The 20,596-nt window shown below is 31.1% G+C and carries 25 protein-coding genes and 5 tRNA genes; 26 read left to right on the top strand and 4 right to left on the bottom strand.

Going from position 1 to position 20,596, the window contains the following annotated elements; translation table 11 throughout:
* Positions 1-36 precede the first annotated feature (36 nt).
* Positions 37-1,365 (bottom strand): exo-beta-N-acetylmuramidase NamZ family protein, encoded by a 1,329-nt coding sequence (locus BT151_RS10885; RefSeq protein ID WP_072402058.1) that lies wholly within the window; start codon positions 1,363-1,365, stop codon positions 37-39.
* 8 nt (positions 1,366-1,373) lie between these two features.
* On the opposite strand from BT151_RS10885, the gene BT151_RS10880 reads away from it, so the two are divergent.
* The 4 genes from BT151_RS10880 (at position 1,374) to BT151_RS10865 (ending at position 5,461) form a co-directional block, all read left to right on the top strand.
* Positions 1,374-2,609, top strand: a complete 1,236-nt coding sequence (locus tag BT151_RS10880) for an ABC transporter permease (RefSeq protein WP_072402056.1) — start codon at positions 1,374-1,376, stop codon at positions 2,607-2,609.
* Between the two features lie 164 nt (positions 2,610-2,773).
* Complete coding sequence (locus BT151_RS10875; RefSeq protein WP_072402054.1) at positions 2,774-3,754, top strand: PLP-dependent cysteine synthase family protein; 981 nt, start codon at positions 2,774-2,776, stop codon at positions 3,752-3,754.
* Between the two features lie 188 nt (positions 3,755-3,942).
* Complete coding sequence (yaaA, locus tag BT151_RS10870; protein WP_072402052.1) at positions 3,943-4,701, top strand: peroxide stress protein YaaA; 759 nt, start codon at positions 3,943-3,945, stop codon at positions 4,699-4,701.
* 34 nt (positions 4,702-4,735) lie between these two features.
* Positions 4,736-5,461, top strand: coding sequence for a hypothetical protein (locus BT151_RS10865; protein WP_143144284.1), 726 nt, complete (start codon positions 4,736-4,738; stop codon positions 5,459-5,461).
* 1 nt (position 5,462) lies between these two features.
* Here the strand turns inward: BT151_RS10865 and BT151_RS10860 are convergent, their stop codons facing one another.
* Complete coding sequence (locus tag BT151_RS10860) at positions 5,463-5,597, bottom strand: 30S ribosomal protein THX (protein WP_072402048.1); 135 nt, start codon at positions 5,595-5,597, stop codon at positions 5,463-5,465.
* Between the two features lie 63 nt (positions 5,598-5,660).
* Here BT151_RS10860 and BT151_RS10855 point away from each other — a divergent pair, with 63 nt between their 5' ends.
* Positions 5,661-6,368, top strand: coding sequence for a uracil-DNA glycosylase family protein (locus BT151_RS10855; protein WP_072402046.1), 708 nt, complete (start codon positions 5,661-5,663; stop codon positions 6,366-6,368).
* Positions 6,369-6,617: 249 nt separating this feature from the next.
* Here the strand turns inward: BT151_RS10855 and BT151_RS10850 are convergent, their stop codons facing one another.
* The gene (locus BT151_RS10850) at positions 6,618-6,929 is read right to left on the bottom strand and encodes a hypothetical protein (RefSeq protein WP_072402044.1); all 312 of its coding nucleotides are present in this window, start codon (positions 6,927-6,929) and stop codon (positions 6,618-6,620) included.
* A gap of 75 nt (positions 6,930-7,004) precedes the next feature.
* The gene (locus tag BT151_RS10845; RefSeq protein ID WP_072402043.1) at positions 7,005-7,400 is read right to left on the bottom strand and encodes a DUF2721 domain-containing protein; all 396 of its coding nucleotides are present in this window, start codon (positions 7,398-7,400) and stop codon (positions 7,005-7,007) included.
* Positions 7,401-7,482: 82 nt separating this feature from the next.
* Here BT151_RS10845 and BT151_RS10840 point away from each other — a divergent pair, with 82 nt between their 5' ends.
* The 21 genes from BT151_RS10840 to rplL all read left to right on the top strand — a co-directional run bounded on the left by BT151_RS10840 (position 7,483) and on the right by rplL (position 20,512).
* On the top strand, positions 7,483-8,754 hold the full coding sequence (locus BT151_RS10840; protein WP_072402041.1) for a DUF2851 family protein: 1,272 nt from the start codon (positions 7,483-7,485) through the stop codon (positions 8,752-8,754).
* Positions 8,755-8,790: 36 nt separating this feature from the next.
* Positions 8,791-9,018, top strand: coding sequence for a PspC domain-containing protein (locus tag BT151_RS10835; RefSeq protein ID WP_072402040.1), 228 nt, complete (start codon positions 8,791-8,793; stop codon positions 9,016-9,018).
* Between the two features lie 3 nt (positions 9,019-9,021).
* Positions 9,022-10,044, top strand: a complete 1,023-nt coding sequence (locus BT151_RS10830) for a potassium channel family protein (RefSeq protein ID WP_072402038.1) — start codon at positions 9,022-9,024, stop codon at positions 10,042-10,044.
* A 108-nt stretch (positions 10,045-10,152) separates the two neighbouring features.
* The gene (locus BT151_RS10825; RefSeq protein ID WP_072402036.1) at positions 10,153-11,844 is read left to right on the top strand and encodes an alanine/glycine:cation symporter family protein; all 1,692 of its coding nucleotides are present in this window, start codon (positions 10,153-10,155) and stop codon (positions 11,842-11,844) included.
* 21 nt (positions 11,845-11,865) lie between these two features.
* The gene (locus tag BT151_RS10820; RefSeq protein ID WP_072402034.1) at positions 11,866-12,762 is read left to right on the top strand and encodes a ComEA family DNA-binding protein; all 897 of its coding nucleotides are present in this window, start codon (positions 11,866-11,868) and stop codon (positions 12,760-12,762) included.
* Positions 12,759-13,925 (top strand): acyl-CoA dehydrogenase family protein, encoded by a 1,167-nt coding sequence (locus tag BT151_RS10815; protein ID WP_072402032.1) that lies wholly within the window; start codon positions 12,759-12,761, stop codon positions 13,923-13,925. Before BT151_RS10820 ends, BT151_RS10815 begins: the two co-directional genes overlap by 4 nt.
* An 85-nt stretch (positions 13,926-14,010) precedes the next feature.
* The gene (gene rpsU / locus BT151_RS10810) at positions 14,011-14,205 is read left to right on the top strand and encodes a 30S ribosomal protein S21 (protein WP_072402031.1); all 195 of its coding nucleotides are present in this window, start codon (positions 14,011-14,013) and stop codon (positions 14,203-14,205) included.
* A gap of 101 nt (positions 14,206-14,306) precedes the next feature.
* A complete protein-coding gene (locus BT151_RS10805) occupies positions 14,307-15,197 on the top strand; it encodes a tyrosine-type recombinase/integrase (RefSeq protein WP_072402642.1) in 891 nt (296 codons plus the stop codon).
* 35 nt (positions 15,198-15,232) lie between these two features.
* Positions 15,233-15,538 carry a ribosome hibernation-promoting factor, HPF/YfiA family gene (gene hpf / locus BT151_RS10800; RefSeq protein WP_072402029.1) on the top strand — a complete coding sequence of 102 codons (306 nt, stop codon included), beginning with the start codon at positions 15,233-15,235 and terminating at the stop codon, positions 15,536-15,538.
* Between the two features lie 108 nt (positions 15,539-15,646).
* Positions 15,647-15,720, top strand: a tRNA-Thr gene (locus BT151_RS10795).
* A gap of 86 nt (positions 15,721-15,806) precedes the next feature.
* Positions 15,807-15,888: transfer RNA gene (locus BT151_RS10790), tRNA-Tyr, on the top strand.
* Between the two features lie 30 nt (positions 15,889-15,918).
* A tRNA-Gly gene (locus BT151_RS10785) sits at positions 15,919-15,991 on the top strand.
* Between the two features lie 11 nt (positions 15,992-16,002).
* Positions 16,003-16,074, top strand: a tRNA-Thr gene (locus BT151_RS10780).
* Positions 16,075-16,143: 69 nt separating this feature from the next.
* A complete protein-coding gene (gene tuf, locus BT151_RS10775) occupies positions 16,144-17,331 on the top strand; it encodes an elongation factor Tu (protein ID WP_072402027.1) in 1,188 nt (395 codons plus the stop codon).
* Between the two features lie 62 nt (positions 17,332-17,393).
* Positions 17,394-17,466, top strand: a tRNA-Trp gene (locus BT151_RS10770).
* Positions 17,467-17,544: 78 nt separating this feature from the next.
* Positions 17,545-17,739, top strand: a complete 195-nt coding sequence (secE, locus tag BT151_RS10765; protein ID WP_072402025.1) for a preprotein translocase subunit SecE — start codon at positions 17,545-17,547, stop codon at positions 17,737-17,739.
* 18 nt (positions 17,740-17,757) lie between these two features.
* Entirely contained in the window at positions 17,758-18,312 is a 555-nt protein-coding gene (gene nusG / locus BT151_RS10760; RefSeq protein ID WP_072402023.1) for a transcription termination/antitermination protein NusG, read from the top strand.
* 74 nt (positions 18,313-18,386) lie between these two features.
* Positions 18,387-18,824: a 50S ribosomal protein L11 gene (gene rplK, locus BT151_RS10755; RefSeq protein ID WP_072402022.1), complete on the top strand. Its 438-nt coding sequence runs from the start codon at positions 18,387-18,389 to the stop codon at positions 18,822-18,824.
* A 20-nt stretch (positions 18,825-18,844) separates the two neighbouring features.
* Positions 18,845-19,534 carry a 50S ribosomal protein L1 gene (gene rplA / locus BT151_RS10750; RefSeq protein ID WP_072402021.1) on the top strand — a complete coding sequence of 230 codons (690 nt, stop codon included), beginning with the start codon at positions 18,845-18,847 and terminating at the stop codon, positions 19,532-19,534.
* Positions 19,535-19,553: 19 nt separating this feature from the next.
* Positions 19,554-20,075 carry a 50S ribosomal protein L10 gene (gene rplJ / locus BT151_RS10745; protein WP_072402020.1) on the top strand — a complete coding sequence of 174 codons (522 nt, stop codon included), beginning with the start codon at positions 19,554-19,556 and terminating at the stop codon, positions 20,073-20,075.
* 62 nt (positions 20,076-20,137) lie between these two features.
* Positions 20,138-20,512, top strand: coding sequence for a 50S ribosomal protein L7/L12 (gene rplL, locus BT151_RS10740; RefSeq protein WP_072402018.1), 375 nt, complete (start codon positions 20,138-20,140; stop codon positions 20,510-20,512).
* Positions 20,513-20,596: the final 84 nt, after the last annotated feature.

The raw sequence follows: 20,596 nt of genomic DNA, 5'->3' as shown, positions 1-20,596 counted from the left end.
ATTTCTTGTCCTTATTACGGAGGCATGATCTATTAATTATTCATAAATCAAATACTTTTCACGAGTTTGTTTAAAAGTTTCCAAGCCTTCTTTCCAAGTTGCTTTAATTTCGTATTCGTTTAAACCAGCTTCAATTTGCTGTTGTAGTTTTTTTGTTCCAGCAAGTTTAGTGAAAAACGCATTAAAAAACTTTTCATTTGGAGCGTATTGTTTATTAGCCTTGTAAAATTCAATTAGCCATTTTAAATTAAGTGAATTCAAGCTTTTTTCATTTGATAAATCATAACCATGACAAGCTTTATCTTGATGTTTTGGGTGTTTTGCACCTTCGTTTGGTTCTGGTGTAAATTCGTAAGTATGTCTTTTTAAGTAATAATATGGAGAACCTACAACTTGAAATTGTTTGTTTGTACCTCTTCCAATACTCACATTTGTGCCTTCAAAAAAACATAAACTAGGATATAGATTTATAGCCTTATCGTTTGGTAAATTTGGTGAAGGTTTTATAGGTAAATTATAATTAGTATTATGAGTGTAATGTTTTACTGGAATAACAGTAAGCGCACATTGAACATTATTTTTCAACCATTTTTCACCGTTTATCATTTTTGCATATTCGCCAATGGTCATGCCATGAACTACAGGAATTGGATGCATGCCAACAAAACTTGTGTGTTCCATTTCTAAAATTGGTCCATCAATATAGTGTCCGTTTGGGTTTGGTCTATCAAGAATAATTAAGGGAATATTAGCTTCGGCACAAGCTTCCATAACATAATGTAAAGTCGAAATATAAGTGTAAAAACGAGCACCTACATCTTGAAGGTCAAATACCATAACATCTATTTGCATAATACCCTTATTAATATCGCTTTCGTATTTTTTAGTTTCTTTTATTTGCTCGAGTTTTGGTTTTTTATTGTCTCCATAAAGTGATACAATTGGCAATCCTGTTTTAGAATCTATGCCATCTTTTACTTTTTCACCAGCATCAGCAGTGCCACGAAAGCCATGCTCAGGAGAAAGAACTATAGATATATTTACCTTTAAGGAAAGTAAAGAATCTACTAAATGGGTGTATTTGTTATTGCGAGATGCTTCAAGCGACGAGGCAATCTGTTTCTCGATAAGGCTGCTTTGGTTTGCAACAACTCCAACTCGTTTGTCTTTTAGTAGCGGTAAATATTTTTCAATTTGATTTGCACCAACAACAATAGAACTGTCATCCTGAACTTGTTTTAGAATTTCATCTTTTTTAGTAACTTCAGTATTCTTTGTTTTAGCTTCAGACTTAGATAAGTTTGCACAAGAAATCATGACTAAAACAAATAATAAAACTGTATTTTTGAAAACATTAAACCTCATTATATAATTTGAATTACGAGTATTTTATAGCAAAACGCTTAATTGGCAGTAAAGCGTATAAAAGTAGTATATCGGCACCAATAATAAAAATTGGTATTGCTGCAATTGCTATTGGTATTGTGGTTATGATGATTGCAATTGCAACAGGTATTGGCTTACAACAAAAAATACGCGATAAAGTAGTAGCATTTAATGGCCACGTAACTATTACAAATTACGATAGTAATAACTCACAAGAAAGTGTTTTTCCAATCTCTAAAAAACAAGAGTTTTATCCAGAATTTAAATCAGTTGAGGGTGTTAGTCATATTCAAGCTGTAGCAACTAAATTTGGTATAATACGTACCGAAACAGATTTTGAAGGCGCTATTTATAAAGGGGTTGGTAAAGATTATAATTGGCAGTATTTTAAAGAGTTTTTGATAGAAGGGAGACTTCCAAATTTTGATAAAAAGTGGAGTGAAGAGGTTTTAATATCTCAATACTTGGCTAATAGATTAGGCTTTAAATTAGGAGAAGATTTTCAAATGATTTTCGCAAAAGACGACCCCGAAAAACTTCCTAATTATGTTAAATGTAAAATAGTTGGTATTTATAGCTCAGGATTTCTAGACTTAGATAAACAATATTTAATAGGCAATATTCGGCATGTACAACGCATCAATAAGTGGGATGAAGACCAAATAGGTAATTTTGAAGTTTTTTTAGATGATTATTCTCAAATACAGCAAAAAGGTGTTGAGATTTATCAAAACACACCATCAACATTTAACACACAAACCGTAACCGATAAATACTATTCAATTTTTGAATGGATTAAAATATTCGATAAAAACACCTATGGTATTATAGGCATCATGATACTTGTTGCTGGTATTAACATGATTACGGCGCTATTGGTTTTAATATTAGAACGCACCCAAATGATAGGTATTCTAAAAGCCTTAGGTAGTAATAATTGGAGCATACGTAAACTGTTTTTATACAATGCATCATACCTTATTTTGTTAGGTCTTTTTTGGGGAAATATTCTTGGTTTAGGATTGCTTTTTGCTCAAAAATATCTTAAACTTTTTCCATTAGATCCCAATGTTTATTATGTTGCAGAAGCTCCAGTATATATAAGTTTTGGCTATATTTTAGCTTTAAATATCGGCACACTTATTTTATGTTTGCTTATGCTTTTGATTCCGTCTTACATCATCACTAAAATTTCACCTGTAAAAGCAATTCGGTTCGATTAGGAGGTTTTGGGAGTTACCCTAAAAAAGGGTCGGGCTTTATATTACAATCTTTTTAATCGTACCTCATAAAAAGGATTTCCATTTCAATCCCTAACTCGCATAATAACTAACTTTTAACATTTAACGAATACCTTTTTAGTATTTTTGAATGAACAAAAGCTATTATGGAATACGCTAAAAACATATTAGAAACAATAGGTAATACACCACTTATAAAACTCAATAAGCTTACAAAAGAATTGCCGTGTTTAGTATTAGCAAAATACGAAACCTTTAACCCAGGAAATTCTACAAAAGATAGGATGGCGGTTAAAATGATTGAAGATGCAGAGGCAGATGGTCGCCTAAAACCAAGTGGAACTATAATTGAAGGTACTTCAGGAAATACAGGTATGGGTTTAGCATTAGCCGCTATCGTAAAAGGTTACAAATGTATTTTTGTAATTAGCGATAAACAATCTAAGGAAAAAATAGATATACTTAAAGCATTAGGAGCAGAAGTTGTGGTTTGCCCAACAGATGTAGAGCCTACAGATCCACGTTCATATTATTCAGTCTCTAAACGATTAGGAGAAGAAACACCAAACTCATGGTATGTAAATCAGTACGATAACCCAAGTAACACAAAAGCGCATTATGAGACTACAGGTCCAGAAATTTGGAAACAAACCGATGGTAAAATTACCCACTTTGTAGTTGGTGTTGGTACCGGTGGAACTATTTCGGGTGTTGGTAAATATTTAAAAGAACAAAATCCAGATATTAAAATTTGGGGTGTGGACACTTATGGAAGTGTGTTTAAGAAATATCATGAAACAGGTGTTTTTGATAAAAATGAAATTTACCCATACGTTACAGAAGGTATTGGTGAAGATATTTTACCAGCAAATGTAGATTTTTCAATTATTGATGGATTCACAAAAGTAACCGATAAGGATGCTGCTATTTATACTCAAAAGTTAGCTAAAGAAGAAGGAATGTTTTTAGGAAATTCAGCAGGTGCTGCAATAAAAGGCGTATTACAATTACAAGAACATTTTACTAAAGATGATGTTGTGGTCGTTTTATTTCACGACCACGGAAGTCGTTATGTTGGTAAAATGTTTAATGACGATTGGATGCGTAAAATGGGATATAAAGAATAGATTTTTTATATTTCGTTTTAATCATTATAAATTCAATTTATCGTTCTATTATAAATAATTGTAGTCCAAGATTTTTAAAGTAGATTAGTAATTGTAAATTTGAGTTGAAAAATAATTTCCAGTATTTATTGGGAATTTCTATTAAAATTATCATTCCCTAGAAATGGGAATCCAATAAAATAAATTGCATGAAACTTGTATTATCGCCTGCAAAATCTTTAGATTTTGAAACTGAATTACCAATAAAACAACATACAGAAGCTCAGTTTTTAAAACAATCTGAGCGTTTAAATAAATTACTCAAAAAAAAATCTGCTAAAAGTTTATCTAAACTCATGAGTATTTCTGATGCGCTTGGGCAATTAAATTACGAGCGTAATCAATCTTGGGAATTACCTTTTACAACCAAAAATTCAAGACCAGCAGTTTATGCTTTTAATGGTGATGTATATAGAGGTTTAGATGCTTATACTATTCCTCAAGAAAAAACAGAAAAATTACAAGACACTGTCCGAATTTTATCTGGTTTATACGGTTTACTTAAACCAACCGATTTAATGCAGCCTTACCGTTTAGAAATGGGGACAAAACTTCCTGTAGGTAAAAACAAAAATCTTTACGAATTCTGGAAAAAAGATATTACTAAAGCATTAAACGAAGAGTTAGAAGAAGATGAGTTGTTCTTAAACTTAGCTAGTAACGAGTATTTTAAAGCTATTGATACTAAAGTTCTAAAAGTACCTGTAGTAACAGCAAATTTTAAAGATTTTAAAAACGGAGAATATAAAGTTATTTCATTTTTTGCTAAAGAAGCCCGCGGATTAATGGCACGTTATATTATTGATACAAATGCGAAAAATATTGACGATTTAAAAGGGTTCAATTATGAAGGCTATAATTTTAGCGAGCCAATGTCTGCCAAAAACGAATTAGTTTTTATAAGATAACACTTATTTTGTATTATTGTAAAAACAGTTTTTAATGCCTTATTACCTTATATTAATCCTTCAAGGATATTGTATATATCATATGTACAAAAATAGAAACCCTTATTATTGGGCATTTTTAATCATGTTTGTACCAGTAGTTGGTTGCATTATATACTTAATAACACAAGTCTACAATAAAAGAGATGCCGAAAAAATAACTTCGGAAATTACTAGTATAATAAACCCTACTAAAAAGGTTCGAGACCTAGAGAAACGATTAGAGTTTTCAGAAACCTACCAAAACCAATTAAATCTTGCAGATGCTTATTTAGAAATAAAAGATTATGAGCATGCTATTCCGCATTACATAGAAACTTTGCGAGATAAGTCTCAAAATAATTTTTATGCGACAACACAACTCATAGAGGCTTATCTAAATATTGAAGATAGTGATAACGTTATTTTATATGCTGAAAAAATTAAAGACCACCCAGAGTTTAAAAAATCTAGAACACAATTTTTATATGGTTTAGCATTAGAGCGTACTGGTAAAATTGATGAAGCCGAAAGTAATTTAAGGCAAATAGATATTAGATATTCTTTTTATGAAGAACGACTTATACTCGCTAAGTTTTTATTAAGTATAAAAAAAGAAGAAGATGCCAAAGAGATTTTAAACGAGATTAGCAAAGAATCTCAACACATGACAAAACCCAATAAACGTATATATAGAACAACTACTTTAGAAGTAGAGAAGCTATTAAAAGAGTTAAATTAAATTATTTAGGAGTGGCTTTGCTTGCAATTCCAATTTTTGTTTCTATTGAGCGTCTTTTTTTAATTCGTGGCCGTCTAGCTCCAAAAGTACCTCTGTTAATTTTTCCGCGTTTTGTTTTTTTATCGCCTTTTCCCATAGTTTTTAGTATTTTTAGTTTCTTTTAAAATACAAAATTTAACATAAAATTCCAAGTAAAAGCGTGTTCAAACACAAACATCCTTATAAACCATTTATTAAAAACGATACTACAAAGCTCATAGTGGGTACTTTGCCGCCACCAAGATTTTCAACAGGAGAGCTATTAGAAAAAGATGTTAATTTTTGCTACGGAAGTTATTACAACTCACTTTGGTTGTTTATTGATAAAATTCATAATTTAAATTTGAGGTATGATAACTCCAAAGAAGCTATTGAAGAACGTAAACAATTTTTAATACAACAAAAAATAGGTGTTTGCGATATTGTTGATAGTTGCGAACGGGATAAAATTGATGCTTCAGATTTGGGTATGAAAAACATAAAACTTCGTAATTTAATTGGTTATTTAAAGCAATATCCAAATATAGATACATTGTTATTTACAGGTGGAAATAGCAAAAACGGACCCGAATATTTTTTTAGAAAACATATAAAGGAATATAATTTAAAGCTAGAATTAGTATCAAATGAAGTTCCTAGAATCCACGAGTTTGAAATGCCCGTCATAGCGAGCGTATCGAAGCAATCTGTAAACCCAAAACGAATAATCAAAACAGTTTCATTAACATCAGGTTCTGGAGCTGCCAATATTTCAATAAGCAGGATTCCTTTATATAAACAGTTAAAAGCTAAAAACCCAAAATTCAACACGTTTGATTTTCGGGTGATGCAGTATAGTGAGTTTTTTAGTCAGTCAGTTAATAAATAATTTCCAAAGAACCTTTTATTTTATAATAATAATAATAATTTAAAATATATAAATGGTTTGTAAGTTTCGCATTAACTTTTTATTCTACTCTTTCATAAACTGTAAAATAATTTAGTATTATCTGGCCATCTTGTAGTATTTCATTTTTAGCATATCCAATCTTTAAAGTGTTATTAGAGTTACTAAATTCAAATATAACAGGAGTTTCATCAGTAGTGTAAACATTTACAGAATCATATAGAAAAGTAATTATAATGTTATAGCCTCATTTGTATTTTTTTTCCAATTACCAGATATAAAAATAGGATTAGACAACTTTTTGCATACACCTTCTAATTCCTCAAATAGTTCAATATTTAATGAGCCATCATTAAAGTAAGAATATCTTGAGTTTTTATTACAATCATAAATATCATACTCTACAAAATGATTGTTATTAAAGGTTTCTCCATGTTTTATTGGTTTCCAAACTCCTATTAAAGGGTCAAAATCATTACTTGATGAACATGATAGTATTAATAATAGAATTAAAATTCCAATTAATATATTTTGCTTTTTCATTTAGTAAAATTCATTTTATAACAACTATATATTAAGGTATTTGTTAAACGAAGGTAGCCGAAATATTTCACAAAGTTAATTATTCTCAATGTCACTAATATGATGCTCTAAAGCCTTTACTGATATTTGAATTTCCCAAATTAAAAAGGCTAAGGAAAATATTAATAAAATTAGTGCTAAACCAAATACCCATACTGCAATAGCATGCTGTTCTATGTAAATTAAAAACATAGTTAGCACACAAAGTAGTAAACTGGTAATGCCAAAAATTTGCATAGAACGTGTTAAGTATAAGCGTTTTTTAATGTTTTTAATTTGCTTAATTAACTGCTTATCTTTTTTTTCTAAATACTTGTCATGCAAGTTTCTTACTACTGCCGCGTAAGCTAGAAATCTATTGGTATAGGCTAGCATTATTAAAGATATTGCCGAAAATAAGAGTGCTGGTGTAGTTAATGTTAATTGTTCCATTAATTTTTAGTTTATCCAAATTTAGTCAACTTTATAATTTTATTGCCTGTAATTTATGTAAAAATTTTATTACATTAGTTGCATGCAAGAAGATTTTCTACATTATATATGGGAACACAAAAAGTTTCAAATTAATAATTTAAATACTACAAATAACGAAACAATATCTATAAGTCATGTAGGGCAACACAATTTAAATTCGGGACCAGATTTTTTTAATGCTCAGCTTAAAATAAGTGAACAACTCTGGGCTGGAAATGTTGAGATTCATGTAAAATCATCCGATTGGTTTTTGCATAATCACGAACAAGATAAAGCTTACGATAATGTTATTTTACATGTAGTTTGGGAACACGATACAGAAGTTTTTACAAAAAACAACACACCAATACCAACATTGCAAATAAAAGATTTCACAGATGTTTCAATTTTAAATAATTATGAAAGGCTTTTTTCTAAGCAAAACAAATGGATTAATTGTGAAAACGATTTTGCTATGGTTGATGAGTTTCTTTTAAATAATTGGCTTGAACGTTTGTATTTTGAGAGGTTAGAACAAAAATTTCAACTTATTGAAACACTTTTAAAAGAATCAAAAAACGATTGGGAAGCCGTTTTGTTTAAAATGCTTGCTAAAAACTTTGGGCTTAAAGTTAATGGTGAATCTTTTTTTAGCTTAGCAAGGTCAATTGATTTTTCAATTATAAGAAAAACACAATCAAATCAACAAACATTAGAGGCTTTGTTATTTGGGCAATCTGGTTTGCTAGAACAAGATATTGAAGAGGCATATTATTTAAGCTTAGTAAAAGATTATCAATTTTTAAAACAAAAATTTAAGCTAGAAAACAATCAAGTTTTGCCTTTGCAGTTTTTTAGATTAAGACCACCTAATTTCCCAACCATAAGAATATCACAATTAGCAAGTTTATATAATCAACATCAAAATTTATTCTCAAAAATTATTGAATCAAATTCTTTAGATGATTTTTATGAGTTATTTAGAGTATCGACTTCTAATTTCTGGAAAACACATTACACGTTTCAAAAAGAATCAAAAGCTTCTGTAAAATCTCTAACGAAACCGTTTGTCGAATTGTTATTAATCAATACCATTCTTCCTATAAAATTCTGTTATTCCAAACAAAAAGGAGAGGATATTGATGATTTAATAATTAAAATGGGAACAGGAATTCATTCAGAAAAGAATAGCATAATCACAGCATTTAATAATTTAAAGAAGGTTTCGAATTCTGCATTAGATTCGCAGGCTCTAATTCAACTTAAAACTGAATACTGCAATAAAAATAAATGCTTAAAATGTGCTATTGGCAACGCATTTTTAAACAAATAAACTTTTAAACAAATAAACTATGTGCTAACTTGCGGCATGAACATTTTCTATAAGCCTTTATTATTTTTTCAAAAGCATGGGTATTATGTTTGTCAGCGAATTGCTGATAGATTAGGTATTAGAGCTAAAGTGGTTCGCACTTCGTTTATGTATTTAACCTTTGTAACCGTTGGCTTTGGCTTTGCGTTATATCTGTTTTTAGCTTTTTGGATGCGAATTAAAGATTTGGTATATACAAAACGCTCGTCTGTTTTTGATTTATAATTTATGAGTAATCCAATAATCCGATTTTTTAGAACTAAAATTTATACAGCAGTCTTTTTATTGATTGCTATTTTATTTATAGGCGTTATTGGTTATAAAATGATTTCTGGCTATTCATGGGTAGATGCTGTTTACATGACAGTTATTACTATGACAACGGTTGGTTTTGGGGAGGTTGTTCCGCTTGATGAAAACTCTAAAATTTTCACCATATTTTTAATTTTGGCAAGCGTTGTAATAATGGGTTATGCATTATCCATTATAACTGAATATATTTTGAGTAAAAACAATATTGAAGAATTAAAACACAAAAAGATGCAAAAAAATATTGATAGCTTTAAAGGCCATGTTGTTATTTGTGGCTATGGAAGAAATGGCAAGCAGGCAGCAAGAAAGCTATTAGCTTATAAAAAGCAGTTTGTGATTATTGAAAAAAATAAAGAAGTAGAAGAACGCCTCCAGATAGACGGAGTGCCTTACGTTATAGGAAATGCAAACGAAGATGAAACATTATTATTAGCTGGTGTAAATCGAGCTTCGTGTTTTATTTCAGCATTACCAAACGATGCAGATAATTTGTTTGTAGTACTATCAGCAAGACAATTAAATAGTTCTATCAATATTATAAGTCGTGCTTCTCAAGAATCTTCTTATGATAAATTAAAATTCGCTGGTGCAAATAATGTTATCTTACCAGATAAAATTGGAGGAGATCATATGGCATCTCTTGTAGTTGTTCCTGGTTTAATGGAATTTATTGATAATCTTTCAATAGTAGGGAAATCTAATATTAATATTGAAGAGATTGCTGTTGAAAAGTTATACAATACAAAATCTGCCAGAACTATTAAAGATCTAGATTTAAGACGTAAAACTGGCTGTACAGTAATAGGTTACAAAGATGAAAATGGTGAGTATATAGTAAATCCTGAGGCTGAATTAGAGTTAGCATCTAATTCAAAAATAATAGTTTTAGGTAGGCCAGAACAAATAGCAGCTTTAAATTCTGAATATAATATCGATTAGGAGAATTATCTATTTTAACTAACAATGTTTTAAAAAATCAATTTTTTTTAGCATCTTGCCGTTTTTAATAAATATTCTCTAATAAAAACTAACTAATTTCAAATTCTTATGAAGAAATATCTTCTTTCAATTCTAACTATAATATTTCCTGTATTAACTTTTGCTCAAGAAGCTACTGAGGTTGGAATAGATCAAAAAATAGATCAAGCTTTTAAACCAGTTTCAGATTTTTTCTCAAATATTATTTTTTTCCAAGTAGCTGGTACCCCTTTTGTATTAATACTATTGGTATTTAGTGCTGCATTTTTTACTATCTATTTTGGTTTCCCAAACATAAGATTCTTTTGGAAGGCTATAAATACTGTTAGAGGTAAATATGAAGATATTGAAAAGCACGGTGCAAAAGAACTTTATGGTGAAGGAGGTATTGCGCAAGGTCAAGATTTAACTAATGTTGATATTGAAGACCATTTGGTTAGTATTAAAGATGAATTAGCTATTGATGGAGATATTGTAGATACTATAAGAGATGAAAGTTCTGATGGGGAAGTAAGTCACTTTCAAGCGTTAGCAACAGCTGTATCAGGAACAGTTGGTAATGGTAATATCGCAGGTGTAGCATTAGCTATAGCACTTGGTGGACCAGGAGCAACTTTTTGGATGATTATTTGTGGTTTACTAGGTATGTCAACAAAATTTGTAGAATGTACTTTAGGAGTTCAATATAGAGATGTTGGAGAAGATGGGACGGTTTATGGAGGGCCAATGTATTATCTGAAAAAAGGATTAAAAGAAAAAGGATTTGCTACGCTTGGTAAAGTAGCAGCAGTCTTATTTGCTATATTTTGTATTGGCGGATCATTTGGAGGCGGTAATGCGGCTCAATCTAACCAAGCAACTATTGTATTAAAAGATTTATTAGGATTACAAAGTACAGGAGCAGGATTCTGGATAGGTGTTGTATTAGCAATCACAGTGGGTATTATTATTATTGGTGGTATTAAAAGAATTGCTTCTGTCACAGAAAAAGTAGTACCATTTATGGCGATACTATATATAATGTGTTGTCTATATATAATTTTAAGTAATTTTACACTTATTGATGATGCTATTAGTTTAATTTTTAGAGAAGCTTTTAATCCTAAAGCAATAGGTGTTGGTGGATTTATTGGGGTGTTGTTAGTAGGTTTTAAAAGAGCAGCGTTCTCAAATGAAGCAGGTGCTGGTTCAGCATCAATTGCTCACTCTGCTGTAAGAACAAAATATTCAGCTAGTGAGGGTTTAGTAGCATTACTAGAGCCTTTTATTGATACCGTTGTAATATGTACAATGACTGCACTTGTGATTATTATATTTAATTTTGGAGGCTTCTTCGAGTATGGGGATGTTACAGGACAAGGCGTAGCTATAATAAATGGAGAATCTTTTGAAGGAGCAGGTATAACTGCTAAAGCATTTGCAGAATATATTCCTTTTTCTAATGTATTTTTAACCATTGCAGTAGTGTTATTTGCGGTTTCAACAATGATTTCATGGTCTTATTATGGTTTGCAATCTTGGAAATATTTATTCGGAAGAGGTAAAGTGGCAGATTTAACATACAAAATTCTATTTTTAACATTTGTGGTTATTGGAGCAGCAGCAAGTATGAAATCTATTTGGGATTTCTCTGATGCTATGATATTTGCTATGGTATTCCCTAACATGGTTGGTTTATTCTTATTATTTCCAGTTGTTAAAAAACAATTGAAGCGTTATCTGGATGCTATCAAGCTAAAGTATGATGCAATAGAAGACTAAATAGTTAAAAGAAAATAATATATGAAATCCCATTTCACGTTTACTAAACAACAACGAAATGGGATTTTTTTATTGGTATTTATTATAATCATTTTGCAATGTGTTTACTTTTTTGTCGATTTTACTTCTAGTGACATAGAAGTTGATAAAGAAGAATTGTCAAAATTTCAAAAAGATATAGATTCACTTAAATTAGTTAAGTTAGAAGCATCTAAACCAAAAACATTTCCTTTCAATCCAAATTATATTTCAGATTACAAAGGTTCTACTTTAGGAATGACTAATGAAGAAATTGATAGGTTACTAGCTTATAGAAAGCAAAACAAGTGGATTAATTCAATAAAACAATTTCAAGAAGTTACTCAAATATCCGATTCACTTTTAGATAAAATTTCTCCATACTTTAAATTTCCAGAATGGCTAAATAATTCTGAGCCTAAAAATTCTAATTCAACGTATAATAATAATAATAATAATAATAATAATTCAAAATCATTTGTTCAAAAACAAGATTTAAATACGGCAACAGTTAAAGAATTACAAAAGATAAATGGAATTGGTAAATATTATTCTGAGCGTATTATAAAGTTTAGAAATACATTTAAAGGTGGTTTTATAGCAGATGTTCAATTACAAGATGTATACGGTTTAACCCCAGAAGTTATTGAGAAAATAACCCAACAGTTTACAGTAAAAACCCCTAGAGTAATTCAAAAATTAAATTTAAATAAAATCACAATAGATGAGTTAGTGACCATTCAGCATATAGATTACAATTTGGCACATGAAATAATAGAACAACGACAACTAAAAGAAGGTTTTAAGTCTATAAATGAATTAACAAAAGTTAAAGACTTTCCTATAAATAAAATCGAGATAATTAAATTATATTTGTTTCTTGAAAAAGAAAATAGATGAATAGTATGTACTTCACTGAAGAGCATAATCTTTTTAGAAAAAGCCTTCAAGATTTTTTACAAAAAGAAGTTGTTCCACACATTGAAACTTGGGAGAAAACAGGAAATATCGACAGGTTTATTTGGAAAAAATTTGGAGATATGGGCTTTTTTGGGATTAATTACCCCGAAGCCTATGGAGGTTTAAATTTAGATTTATTTTACACCGTTATACTACTTGAAGAACTTCAAAAAATAAATTCAGGTGGTTTTGCAGCAGCAATTTGGGCGCATGTATATTTAGCGATGACGCATTTAAATGTTGAAGGTGACGAAACCATAAAACAAAATTATTTAGCACCTAGTATTTCTGGAGATAAAATAGGATGTCTCTGTATTACAGAACCTTTTGGGGGAAGTGATGTAGCAGGTATGCGAACTACGGCTGTTAAAAATGGTGATCATTATATTATAAACGGTTCAAAAACATTTATTACTAATGGTGTTTATAGTGACTATCTTGTAGTTGCCGCTAAAACAAATCCAGAATTAGGTAATAAAGGGATTAGCATATTTTTAATTGATAGAGATATTAAAGGTGTATCTGCTACCAAACTAGATAAGTTGGGTTGGAGAGCATCAGATACTGGAGAAATAGCATTCGATAATGTTAAAGTGCCAATTGGAAATTTAATGGGAGAAGAAAATAAAGGCTTCTCTTATATTATGCACCACTTTTCTTTAGAGCGATTAATAATGGGTATTAATGCTCATGCACGTGCAGAATATGCTTTAGAATATGCTTTACAATACATGAGTGAGCGTCAGGCCTTTGGGAAAACAATAGATAAATTTCAAGCGTTAAGACATAATATTGCCGATTTATATACCGATATGGAAATGTGTAAAGAATTTAATTATTCGGTAGCATATCGATTAAATAAGGATGAATATGTGGTAAAAGAAGCAACTATGTCTAAGCTAAGATCTACAAAAATGGCAGACGAGGTTATTTACCAGTGTCTTCAATTTTTAGGAGGTTATGGTTATATGGAAGATTATCCAATGGCAAGATTATTACGCGATAGTAGGTTAGGACCTATTGGTGGAGGAACTTCAGAGATTCTTAGAGAGATTTTGGCAAAGATTATTATTGATAAAAAGGAGTATAAACCAGCCACTTAAAAAAATATCAGTTGATAATTGCTAATTATAAATTACTTTTTATATTTGCAAACTGAAAATCTAAAAGAGAGGAGGTTAAGACACTATGTTAATAATACCAATTAAAGAAGGAGAAAATATAGATAGAGCGCTAAAGCGTTTTAAAAGAAAGTTTGATAAAACTCAAACAAAACGTCAGTTACAAACTCGTAAGCAGTTTAACAAGCCTTCAGTTTTACGTAGAGCACAAATACAAAAAGCGCAATACATACAAGGATTAAGAGATGCAGAAGATGTATAACTAAATCTGAATAAATTAAAATCCCACTTTAAGTGGGATTTTTTTTGCTTAAAAATCAAATAAAAGTTTGTATTTTTAGCTTTATAAACATTGCTCCAAAAATGTCATTCCAATCATTTACAGATTATTTACTCTTAGAGAAAAACTATTCAGCATTAACTGTAAAAGCATATCAAAATGATTTGGAAGATTTTTCAGAATTTATAAATACTGAGTATGAAACAGCTTCAATTAATAAGGTAAATTATTCTCAAATAAGAAGTTGGATAGTTCTATTGGTGGAAAGCGGATTAGCAAATCGAAGCATCAATAGAAAAGTATCTGCACTTAATACATATTATAAATTTCTTTTAAAAGTTGGAGATATTAGTTTAAATCCATTAGCAAAGCACAAAGCATTAAAAATAAGTAAAAAAATACAAGTACCATTTTCTGAAACTGAAATTGAAATGGTGTTAGATGATTTAAATTTTGGCGAAGATTTTGAAAGCGTTCGTAACAAATTAATTATAGAACTATTTTATTCAACAGGTATACGAAGAATAGAACTTGTAGATTTAAAATTAATAAGTATAGATTTTGATAATAAAACGTTAAAAGTTTTAGGGAAGAGAAATAAAGAGCGAATTGTACCGTTATTAAAATCTGTAATGCAAACAACTAATAAGTACTTAATTCTTAGAAGTGAACTAGACAACATTTTAGACGATGAAAGTTTATTTTTAACAAAAAAAGGAGTTAAAATTTATGAAACACTTGTTTACAGAATAATAAATGATTATTTTAGTTTGGCATCTTCAAAAGTTAAAAAGAGTCCACATATACTTAGGCATTCTTTCGCAACTCATTTATTAAATCAAGGTGCAAGTTTAAATGCTGTAAAAGAACTTCTTGGTCATTCTAGTTTAGCTGCTACACAAGTTTATACACATAATAGTATAGCAGAGTTGAAAAAAGTGCATATAAATGCACACCCAAGAAGTAAGAAATAGTTTTAAGTTATTGTCTAACCAAAAAAAACAGTAGTATGAAAGTAAACACCCAATCCGTAAATTTTAATGCAGATCGAAAATTAATAGATTTTATTCAGAAGCGTATGGATAAATTAGACCTGTTTTATGATAAAGTGATTAAATCAGATGTTTTTTTAAAAGTTGAAAACACAAGTGAAAAGACAAATAAAATATTTGAAGCCAGAATAAGTGTACCAGGTGATAGTTTAGTAGTAAAAAAACAATGTAAAAGTTTTGAAGAAGGTGCAGATATGGCAATTGCGTCCCTTGAAAGACAGTTAAAAAAGCGAAAAGAAAAATTAAGAGCACATTTATATTAAAATTTCTTAAAAAATGTTTTGAATAAAATAAAAAATCTATACATTTGCAGTCCGTTAGAAATAGCGGGCTTTTTTTATGTGGATTTTTTGTAAAAAAGACACAAAAAAGCCGATGTAGCTCAGCTGGCTAGAGCAGCTGATTTGTAATCAGCAGGTCGTGGGTTCGAGTCCCTCCATCGGCTCAAAAAAAAAGTAAATCTTTGAAGTTTTTAATTTATCAAAAACAAAAAGGTTAAGTTCTTTAAAAAGAGTGAAATAAGTATAAATTGGGGAGATACTCAAGCGGCCAACGAGGGCAGACTGTAAATCTGCTGACTACGTCTTCGCAGGTTCGAATCCTGCTCTCCCCACATTTTTGCTAAAAAGGAATATAAATAATTGCGAGAGTAGCTCAGTTGGTAGAGCGTCAGCCTTCCAAGCTGAATGTCGCCGGTTCGAACCCGGTCTCTCGCTCTAATATTTAAGCCGGTGTAGCTCAGGGGTAGAGCGTTTCCTTGGTAAGGAAGAGGTCACGGGTTCAATTCCCGTCATTGGCTCTATAAAAAAGATAAAAAATAGAATACACTAATATTATTATATAACTAAGATTAAATTATTTAAAAAACATGGCAAAGGCAACTTTCGATCGTTCAAAACCACACTTAAATATTGGTACAATTGGACACGTAGATCACGGTAAAACAACTTTAACTGCTGCTATTACTAAAGTATTAGCTGATGCAGGTTATTCTGAAGCAAGATCATTTGATCAAATTGATAATGCTCCTGAAGAAAAAGAAAGAGGTATTACAATTAATACTTCACACGTAGAATACGCAACAGCTAACCGTCACTACGCTCACGTTGACTGTCCAGGTCACGCGGATTACGTAAAGAACATGGTAACTGGTGCTGCACAAATGGATGGTGCTATTTTAGTAGTTGCTGCTACTGATGGTCCTATGCCACAAACTCGTGAGCACATCCTTTTAGGACGTCAAGTAGGTATTCCTCGTATCGTTGTATTCATGAATAAAGTGGATATGGTTGATGATGAAGAATTAATTGAATTAGTAGACATGGAAGTAAGAGACTTATTGTCTTTCTATGAATATGATGGAGATAATGGACCTGTTATCGCTGGTTCTGCATTAGGCGCACTTAATGGTGAGCAAAAATGGGTTGATACCGTTTTAGAATTAATGGAAGCTTGTGATTCATGGATTGAAGAGCCTTTAAGAGAAGTTGATAAACCTTTCTTGATGCCTATCGAAGATGTATTCTCTATTACTGGTCGTGGTACTGTTGCTACTGGTCGTATTGAAACTGGTATTGCAAACACTGGAGATCCAGTAGAGATTATTGGTATGGGTGCTGAGAAATTAACATCTACTATTACTGGTATTGAAATGTTCCGTCAAATATTAGATAGAGGTGAAGCTGGTGATAATGCTGGTATCTTATTAAGAGGTATTGAGAAATCTCAAATCTCAAGAGGTATGGTAATTACTAAGCCAGGTTCTGTTACACCACACGCTAAATTTAAAGCTGAGGTTTATATCCTTAAAAAAGAAGAAGGTGGACGTCACACTCCATTCCATAATAACTATCGTCCACAGTTTTACGTACGTACAACTGACGTAACAGGAAACATTGCGCTTCCTAGTGGAGTTGAAATGGTTATGCCTGGAGATAACTTAACTATTACTGTTGAGCTTATTCAAAAAATTGCAATGAATGTAGGTTTACGTTTTGCAATCCGTGAAGGTGGTAGAACAGTAGGAGCTGGTCAGGTAACTGAGATATTAGACTAATAAAGTTTAAATAAATAATAAGCTTAAGGTATTTCGTTTTCGGAATACCTTGACTTATGTTTACGGGTTTAGCTCAGTTGGTAGAGCACTGGTCTCCAAAACCAGGTGTCGGGAGTTCGAGTCTCTCAACCCGTGCAATAAAAAAAGGGTCACACCTAATTAGTAGTAGAATTGAAATAATATTCAATTCATATTAAAAAATATAATAACAAAATGGCTGGAATAGTAAATTATATAAAAGAATCATTTGGAGAACTAAAAAATAATGTGACATGGCCAACTTGGGCAGAAGCACAAAGTTTAACGATTTTAGTTGCTGTATTTTCAATTATATTTTCTCTAGCTATTTGGGGTGTTGATACAGTATTCAGCAAAGTCATAGCATTTTACTTTCAATGGATTAACTAACTAGTTAAAAAGAAATTTATGTCTGAAGTAAGTGAGAAAAAATGGTATGTTGTTCGTGCAGTAAGTGGTCAAGAAAACAAAATCAAAACTTATATCGAGAATGAAATTGCTCGATTAGGTTTGCAAGATTATGTAGATCAAGTATTAGTGCCAACAGAAAGAGTGATACAGATTCGTAATGGAAAAAAAATACACAAAGAAAAAGTGTTTTTTCCAGGATACATAATGGTTCAAGCGAATTTAACGGGAGAAGTTCCTCACATTATTAGATCGGTTACTAATGTAATTGGTTTTTTAGGTGAAACAAAAGGAGGAGATCCTGTGCCATTAAGACAATCTGAAGTAAACAGAATGTTAGGTAAGGTTGACGAGTTATCAGTAGAAGAAAGTGCTAACGTAGCAATTCCTTTTACAAAAGGTGAAACAGTTAAGGTTATTGATGGACCATTTAATGGTTTTGATGGTACGATAGAAAAAATAAATGAAGAGAAGCGTAAACTTGAAGTTATGGTTAAAATTTTCGGAAGAAAAACACCATTAGAATTAAGTTATATGCAAGTAGAAAAAGTATAATTATAGTGTTACATTAAGATAGATGAGTCTTTCGCTTCCAAAAGAGAGATAACATCAAAATTAAATTATTAAAAATGGCAAAAGAATTAGGTAAAGTAGTTAAGTTACAAGTTCGGGGAGGTGCTGCGAATCCATCGCCACCGGTTGGACCCGCTTTAGGAGCTGCAGGTGTTAACATCATGGAGTTCTGTAAGCAATTCAATGCCAGAACCCAAGATAAACCAGGTAAAGTGTTACCAGTGGTTATATCTGTTTACAAAGACAAATCATTTGACTTTGTAATCAAAACTCCACCAGCAGCAGTTCAATTATTAGAAGCTGCAAAGGTGAAGAAAGGTTCTGGAGAGCCAAACCGAAAAAAAGTAGCTAAAGTATCTTGGGATCAGATTAAAACTATTGCAGAAGACAAAATGGTAGATTTAAATGCATTTACTCCAGAGTCTGCTATGAAAATGGTTGCTGGTACAGCAAGATCGATGGGAATAACCGTAACAGGAAAATTTCCTTCTTAATCTATTAAAGACATTAGAAAATGGCAAGATTAACAAAAAAGCAAAAAGAAGCTTTAGCGAAAATTGAAAAAGGAAGGGTGTATTCATTAGATGAAGCATCTGCACTAGTTAAAGAAATCACCAATACTAAGTTTGACGCATCAGTTGATTTAGCAGTACGTTTAGGAGTAGATCCTCGTAAAGCAAATCAAATGGTAAGAGGTGTTGTTTCACTTCCACACGGTACTGGTAAGGATATGAAAGTATTAGCATTAGTAACACCAGATAAAGAAGCTGAAGCAAAAGAAGCTGGAGCAGATTACGTTGGGTTAGATGAGTATCTTGATAAAATCAAGAGCGGTTGGACAGACGTTGATGTTATTATTACTATGCCAAGTGTAATGGGTAAATTAGGTCCTTTAGGACGTGTATTAGGCCCTCGTGGTTTAATGCCTAACCCTAAAACTGGTACGGTAACAATGGATGTTGCTAAAGCTGTAACAGAAGTAAAAGCTGGTAAAATTGACTTTAAAGTTGATAAAACTGGTATTGTACACGCTGCTATAGGTAAAGCATCATTTAGTGCTGATAAAATTGCAGGTAATGCAAATGAATTATTAACAACATTAATGAAACTAAAACCGACAACTGCAAAAGGTGTTTACGTAAAAAGTATATTTATATCTTCTACGATGAGCCCAAGTATAGCTGTTGATCCTAAAATTGGTTAATTAAGTTAAAACTTTTATTATGACAAGAGAAGAAAAATCACAAGTAATTGAGGAGTTAACTGCAGAATTAGCTAATAATGCAAATATCTATTTAGCAGATATTTCAGGATTAAACGCAGGTACTACCTCAGATTTGCGTCGTGCTGCTTTTAAAGCAAACGTAAAAATGGCAGTCGTTAAAAATACATTACTTGAAAAAGCAATGGAAGCTTCTGAAAGAGATTTTGGAAACCTTCCATCAGTTTTAAAAGGAAATACATCAGTAATGTATTCTGAAACTGGTAATGTACCAGCTAAGTTAATAAAAACTTTCCGTAAAAAATCTGAAAAACCTTTATTAAAAGGAGCATTTATTGAGGAAGCAGTTTATATTGGCGATAACCAATTAGACATGTTAGTAGATATCAAGTCTAAAGAAGAGTTATTAGGAGAGATTATAGGATTACTACAATCACCTGCTAAAAACGTTGTTTCTGCACTTAAATCAAGTGGTGGAATATTAGCTGGAATTATTAAAACACTATCTGAAAAAGAAGGATAGTATTAAATAGTACGCACTTTATTACAAATATATTATTACAAAATTATTAAAACGATAGAAAAATGGCAGATTTAAAAGATTTCGCAGAACAATTAGTTAACCTTACTGTAAAAGAAGTAAATGAGTTAGCAACTATATTAAAAGATGAGTATGGTATCGAGCCTGCTGCTGCTGCTGCAGTTGCTGTTGCTGGTCCTGCTGCAGGTGGAGAAGCTGAAGAAGCTCAAACTGAATTTGATGTTATTTTAAAAGCAGCTGGTAGTTCTAAATTAGCTGTTGTAAAATTAGTTAAAGAATTAACTGGTTTAGGTTTAAAAGAAGCTAAAGGTTTAGTTGATGATGCACCAAGTGCTATCAAAGAAGCAGTATCTAAAGATGAAGCAGAAGCTTTAAAAGCATCTTTAGAAGAAGCTGGAGCAGAGGTTGAGCTTAAGTAAGCTTAACAACTCAAAAACATAAAGGTTTAGGTCTGGAGAATACTCTTCAAGACCTAAACCATTTTGCGTATATAATTATTAGAT

Source organism: Flaviramulus basaltis, from assembly GCF_900114265.1.
GTDB lineage: Bacteria > Bacteroidota > Bacteroidia > Flavobacteriales > Flavobacteriaceae > Flaviramulus > Flaviramulus basaltis.
The sequence above is the reverse complement of the archived record's forward strand: the minus strand, read 5'-3'. Positions and strand labels throughout refer to the sequence as shown.

What these genes read in the sequence shown, in the direction of transcription:
- BT151_RS10885 (WP_072402058.1), bottom strand. Translation starts at nt 1,365, where the DNA reads ATGAGGTTTAATGTTTTCAAAAATACAGTTTTATTATTTGTTTTAGTC.
- BT151_RS10875 (WP_072402054.1), top strand. Translation starts at nt 2,774, where the DNA reads ATGGAATACGCTAAAAACATATTAGAAACAATAGGTAATACACCACTT.
- yaaA (WP_072402052.1), top strand. Translation starts at nt 3,943, where the DNA reads ATGAAACTTGTATTATCGCCTGCAAAATCTTTAGATTTTGAAACTGAA.
- BT151_RS10865 (WP_143144284.1), top strand. Translation starts at nt 4,736, where the DNA reads ATGCCTTATTACCTTATATTAATCCTTCAAGGATATTGTATATATCAT.
- BT151_RS10860 (WP_072402048.1), bottom strand. Translation starts at nt 5,597, where the DNA reads ATGGGAAAAGGCGATAAAAAAACAAAACGCGGAAAAATTAACAGAGGT.
- BT151_RS10850 (WP_072402044.1), bottom strand. Translation starts at nt 6,929, where the DNA reads ATGAAAAAGCAAAATATATTAATTGGAATTTTAATTCTATTATTAATA.
- BT151_RS10845 (WP_072402043.1), bottom strand. Translation starts at nt 7,400, where the DNA reads ATGGAACAATTAACATTAACTACACCAGCACTCTTATTTTCGGCAATA.
- BT151_RS10840 (WP_072402041.1), top strand. Translation starts at nt 7,483, where the DNA reads ATGCAAGAAGATTTTCTACATTATATATGGGAACACAAAAAGTTTCAA.
- BT151_RS10835 (WP_072402040.1), top strand. Translation starts at nt 8,791, where the DNA reads ATGAACATTTTCTATAAGCCTTTATTATTTTTTCAAAAGCATGGGTAT.
- BT151_RS10830 (WP_072402038.1), top strand. Translation starts at nt 9,022, where the DNA reads ATGAGTAATCCAATAATCCGATTTTTTAGAACTAAAATTTATACAGCA.
- BT151_RS10825 (WP_072402036.1), top strand. Translation starts at nt 10,153, where the DNA reads ATGAAGAAATATCTTCTTTCAATTCTAACTATAATATTTCCTGTATTA.
- BT151_RS10820 (WP_072402034.1), top strand. Translation starts at nt 11,866, where the DNA reads ATGAAATCCCATTTCACGTTTACTAAACAACAACGAAATGGGATTTTT.
- BT151_RS10815 (WP_072402032.1), top strand. Translation starts at nt 12,759, where the DNA reads ATGAATAGTATGTACTTCACTGAAGAGCATAATCTTTTTAGAAAAAGC.
- rpsU (WP_072402031.1), top strand. Translation starts at nt 14,011, where the DNA reads ATGTTAATAATACCAATTAAAGAAGGAGAAAATATAGATAGAGCGCTA.
- BT151_RS10805 (WP_072402642.1), top strand. Translation starts at nt 14,307, where the DNA reads ATGTCATTCCAATCATTTACAGATTATTTACTCTTAGAGAAAAACTAT.
- hpf (WP_072402029.1), top strand. Translation starts at nt 15,233, where the DNA reads ATGAAAGTAAACACCCAATCCGTAAATTTTAATGCAGATCGAAAATTA.
- tuf (WP_072402027.1), top strand. Translation starts at nt 16,144, where the DNA reads ATGGCAAAGGCAACTTTCGATCGTTCAAAACCACACTTAAATATTGGT.
- secE (WP_072402025.1), top strand. Translation starts at nt 17,545, where the DNA reads ATGGCTGGAATAGTAAATTATATAAAAGAATCATTTGGAGAACTAAAA.
- nusG (WP_072402023.1), top strand. Translation starts at nt 17,758, where the DNA reads ATGTCTGAAGTAAGTGAGAAAAAATGGTATGTTGTTCGTGCAGTAAGT.
- rplK (WP_072402022.1), top strand. Translation starts at nt 18,387, where the DNA reads ATGGCAAAAGAATTAGGTAAAGTAGTTAAGTTACAAGTTCGGGGAGGT.
- rplA (WP_072402021.1), top strand. Translation starts at nt 18,845, where the DNA reads ATGGCAAGATTAACAAAAAAGCAAAAAGAAGCTTTAGCGAAAATTGAA.
- rplJ (WP_072402020.1), top strand. Translation starts at nt 19,554, where the DNA reads ATGACAAGAGAAGAAAAATCACAAGTAATTGAGGAGTTAACTGCAGAA.
- rplL (WP_072402018.1), top strand. Translation starts at nt 20,138, where the DNA reads ATGGCAGATTTAAAAGATTTCGCAGAACAATTAGTTAACCTTACTGTA.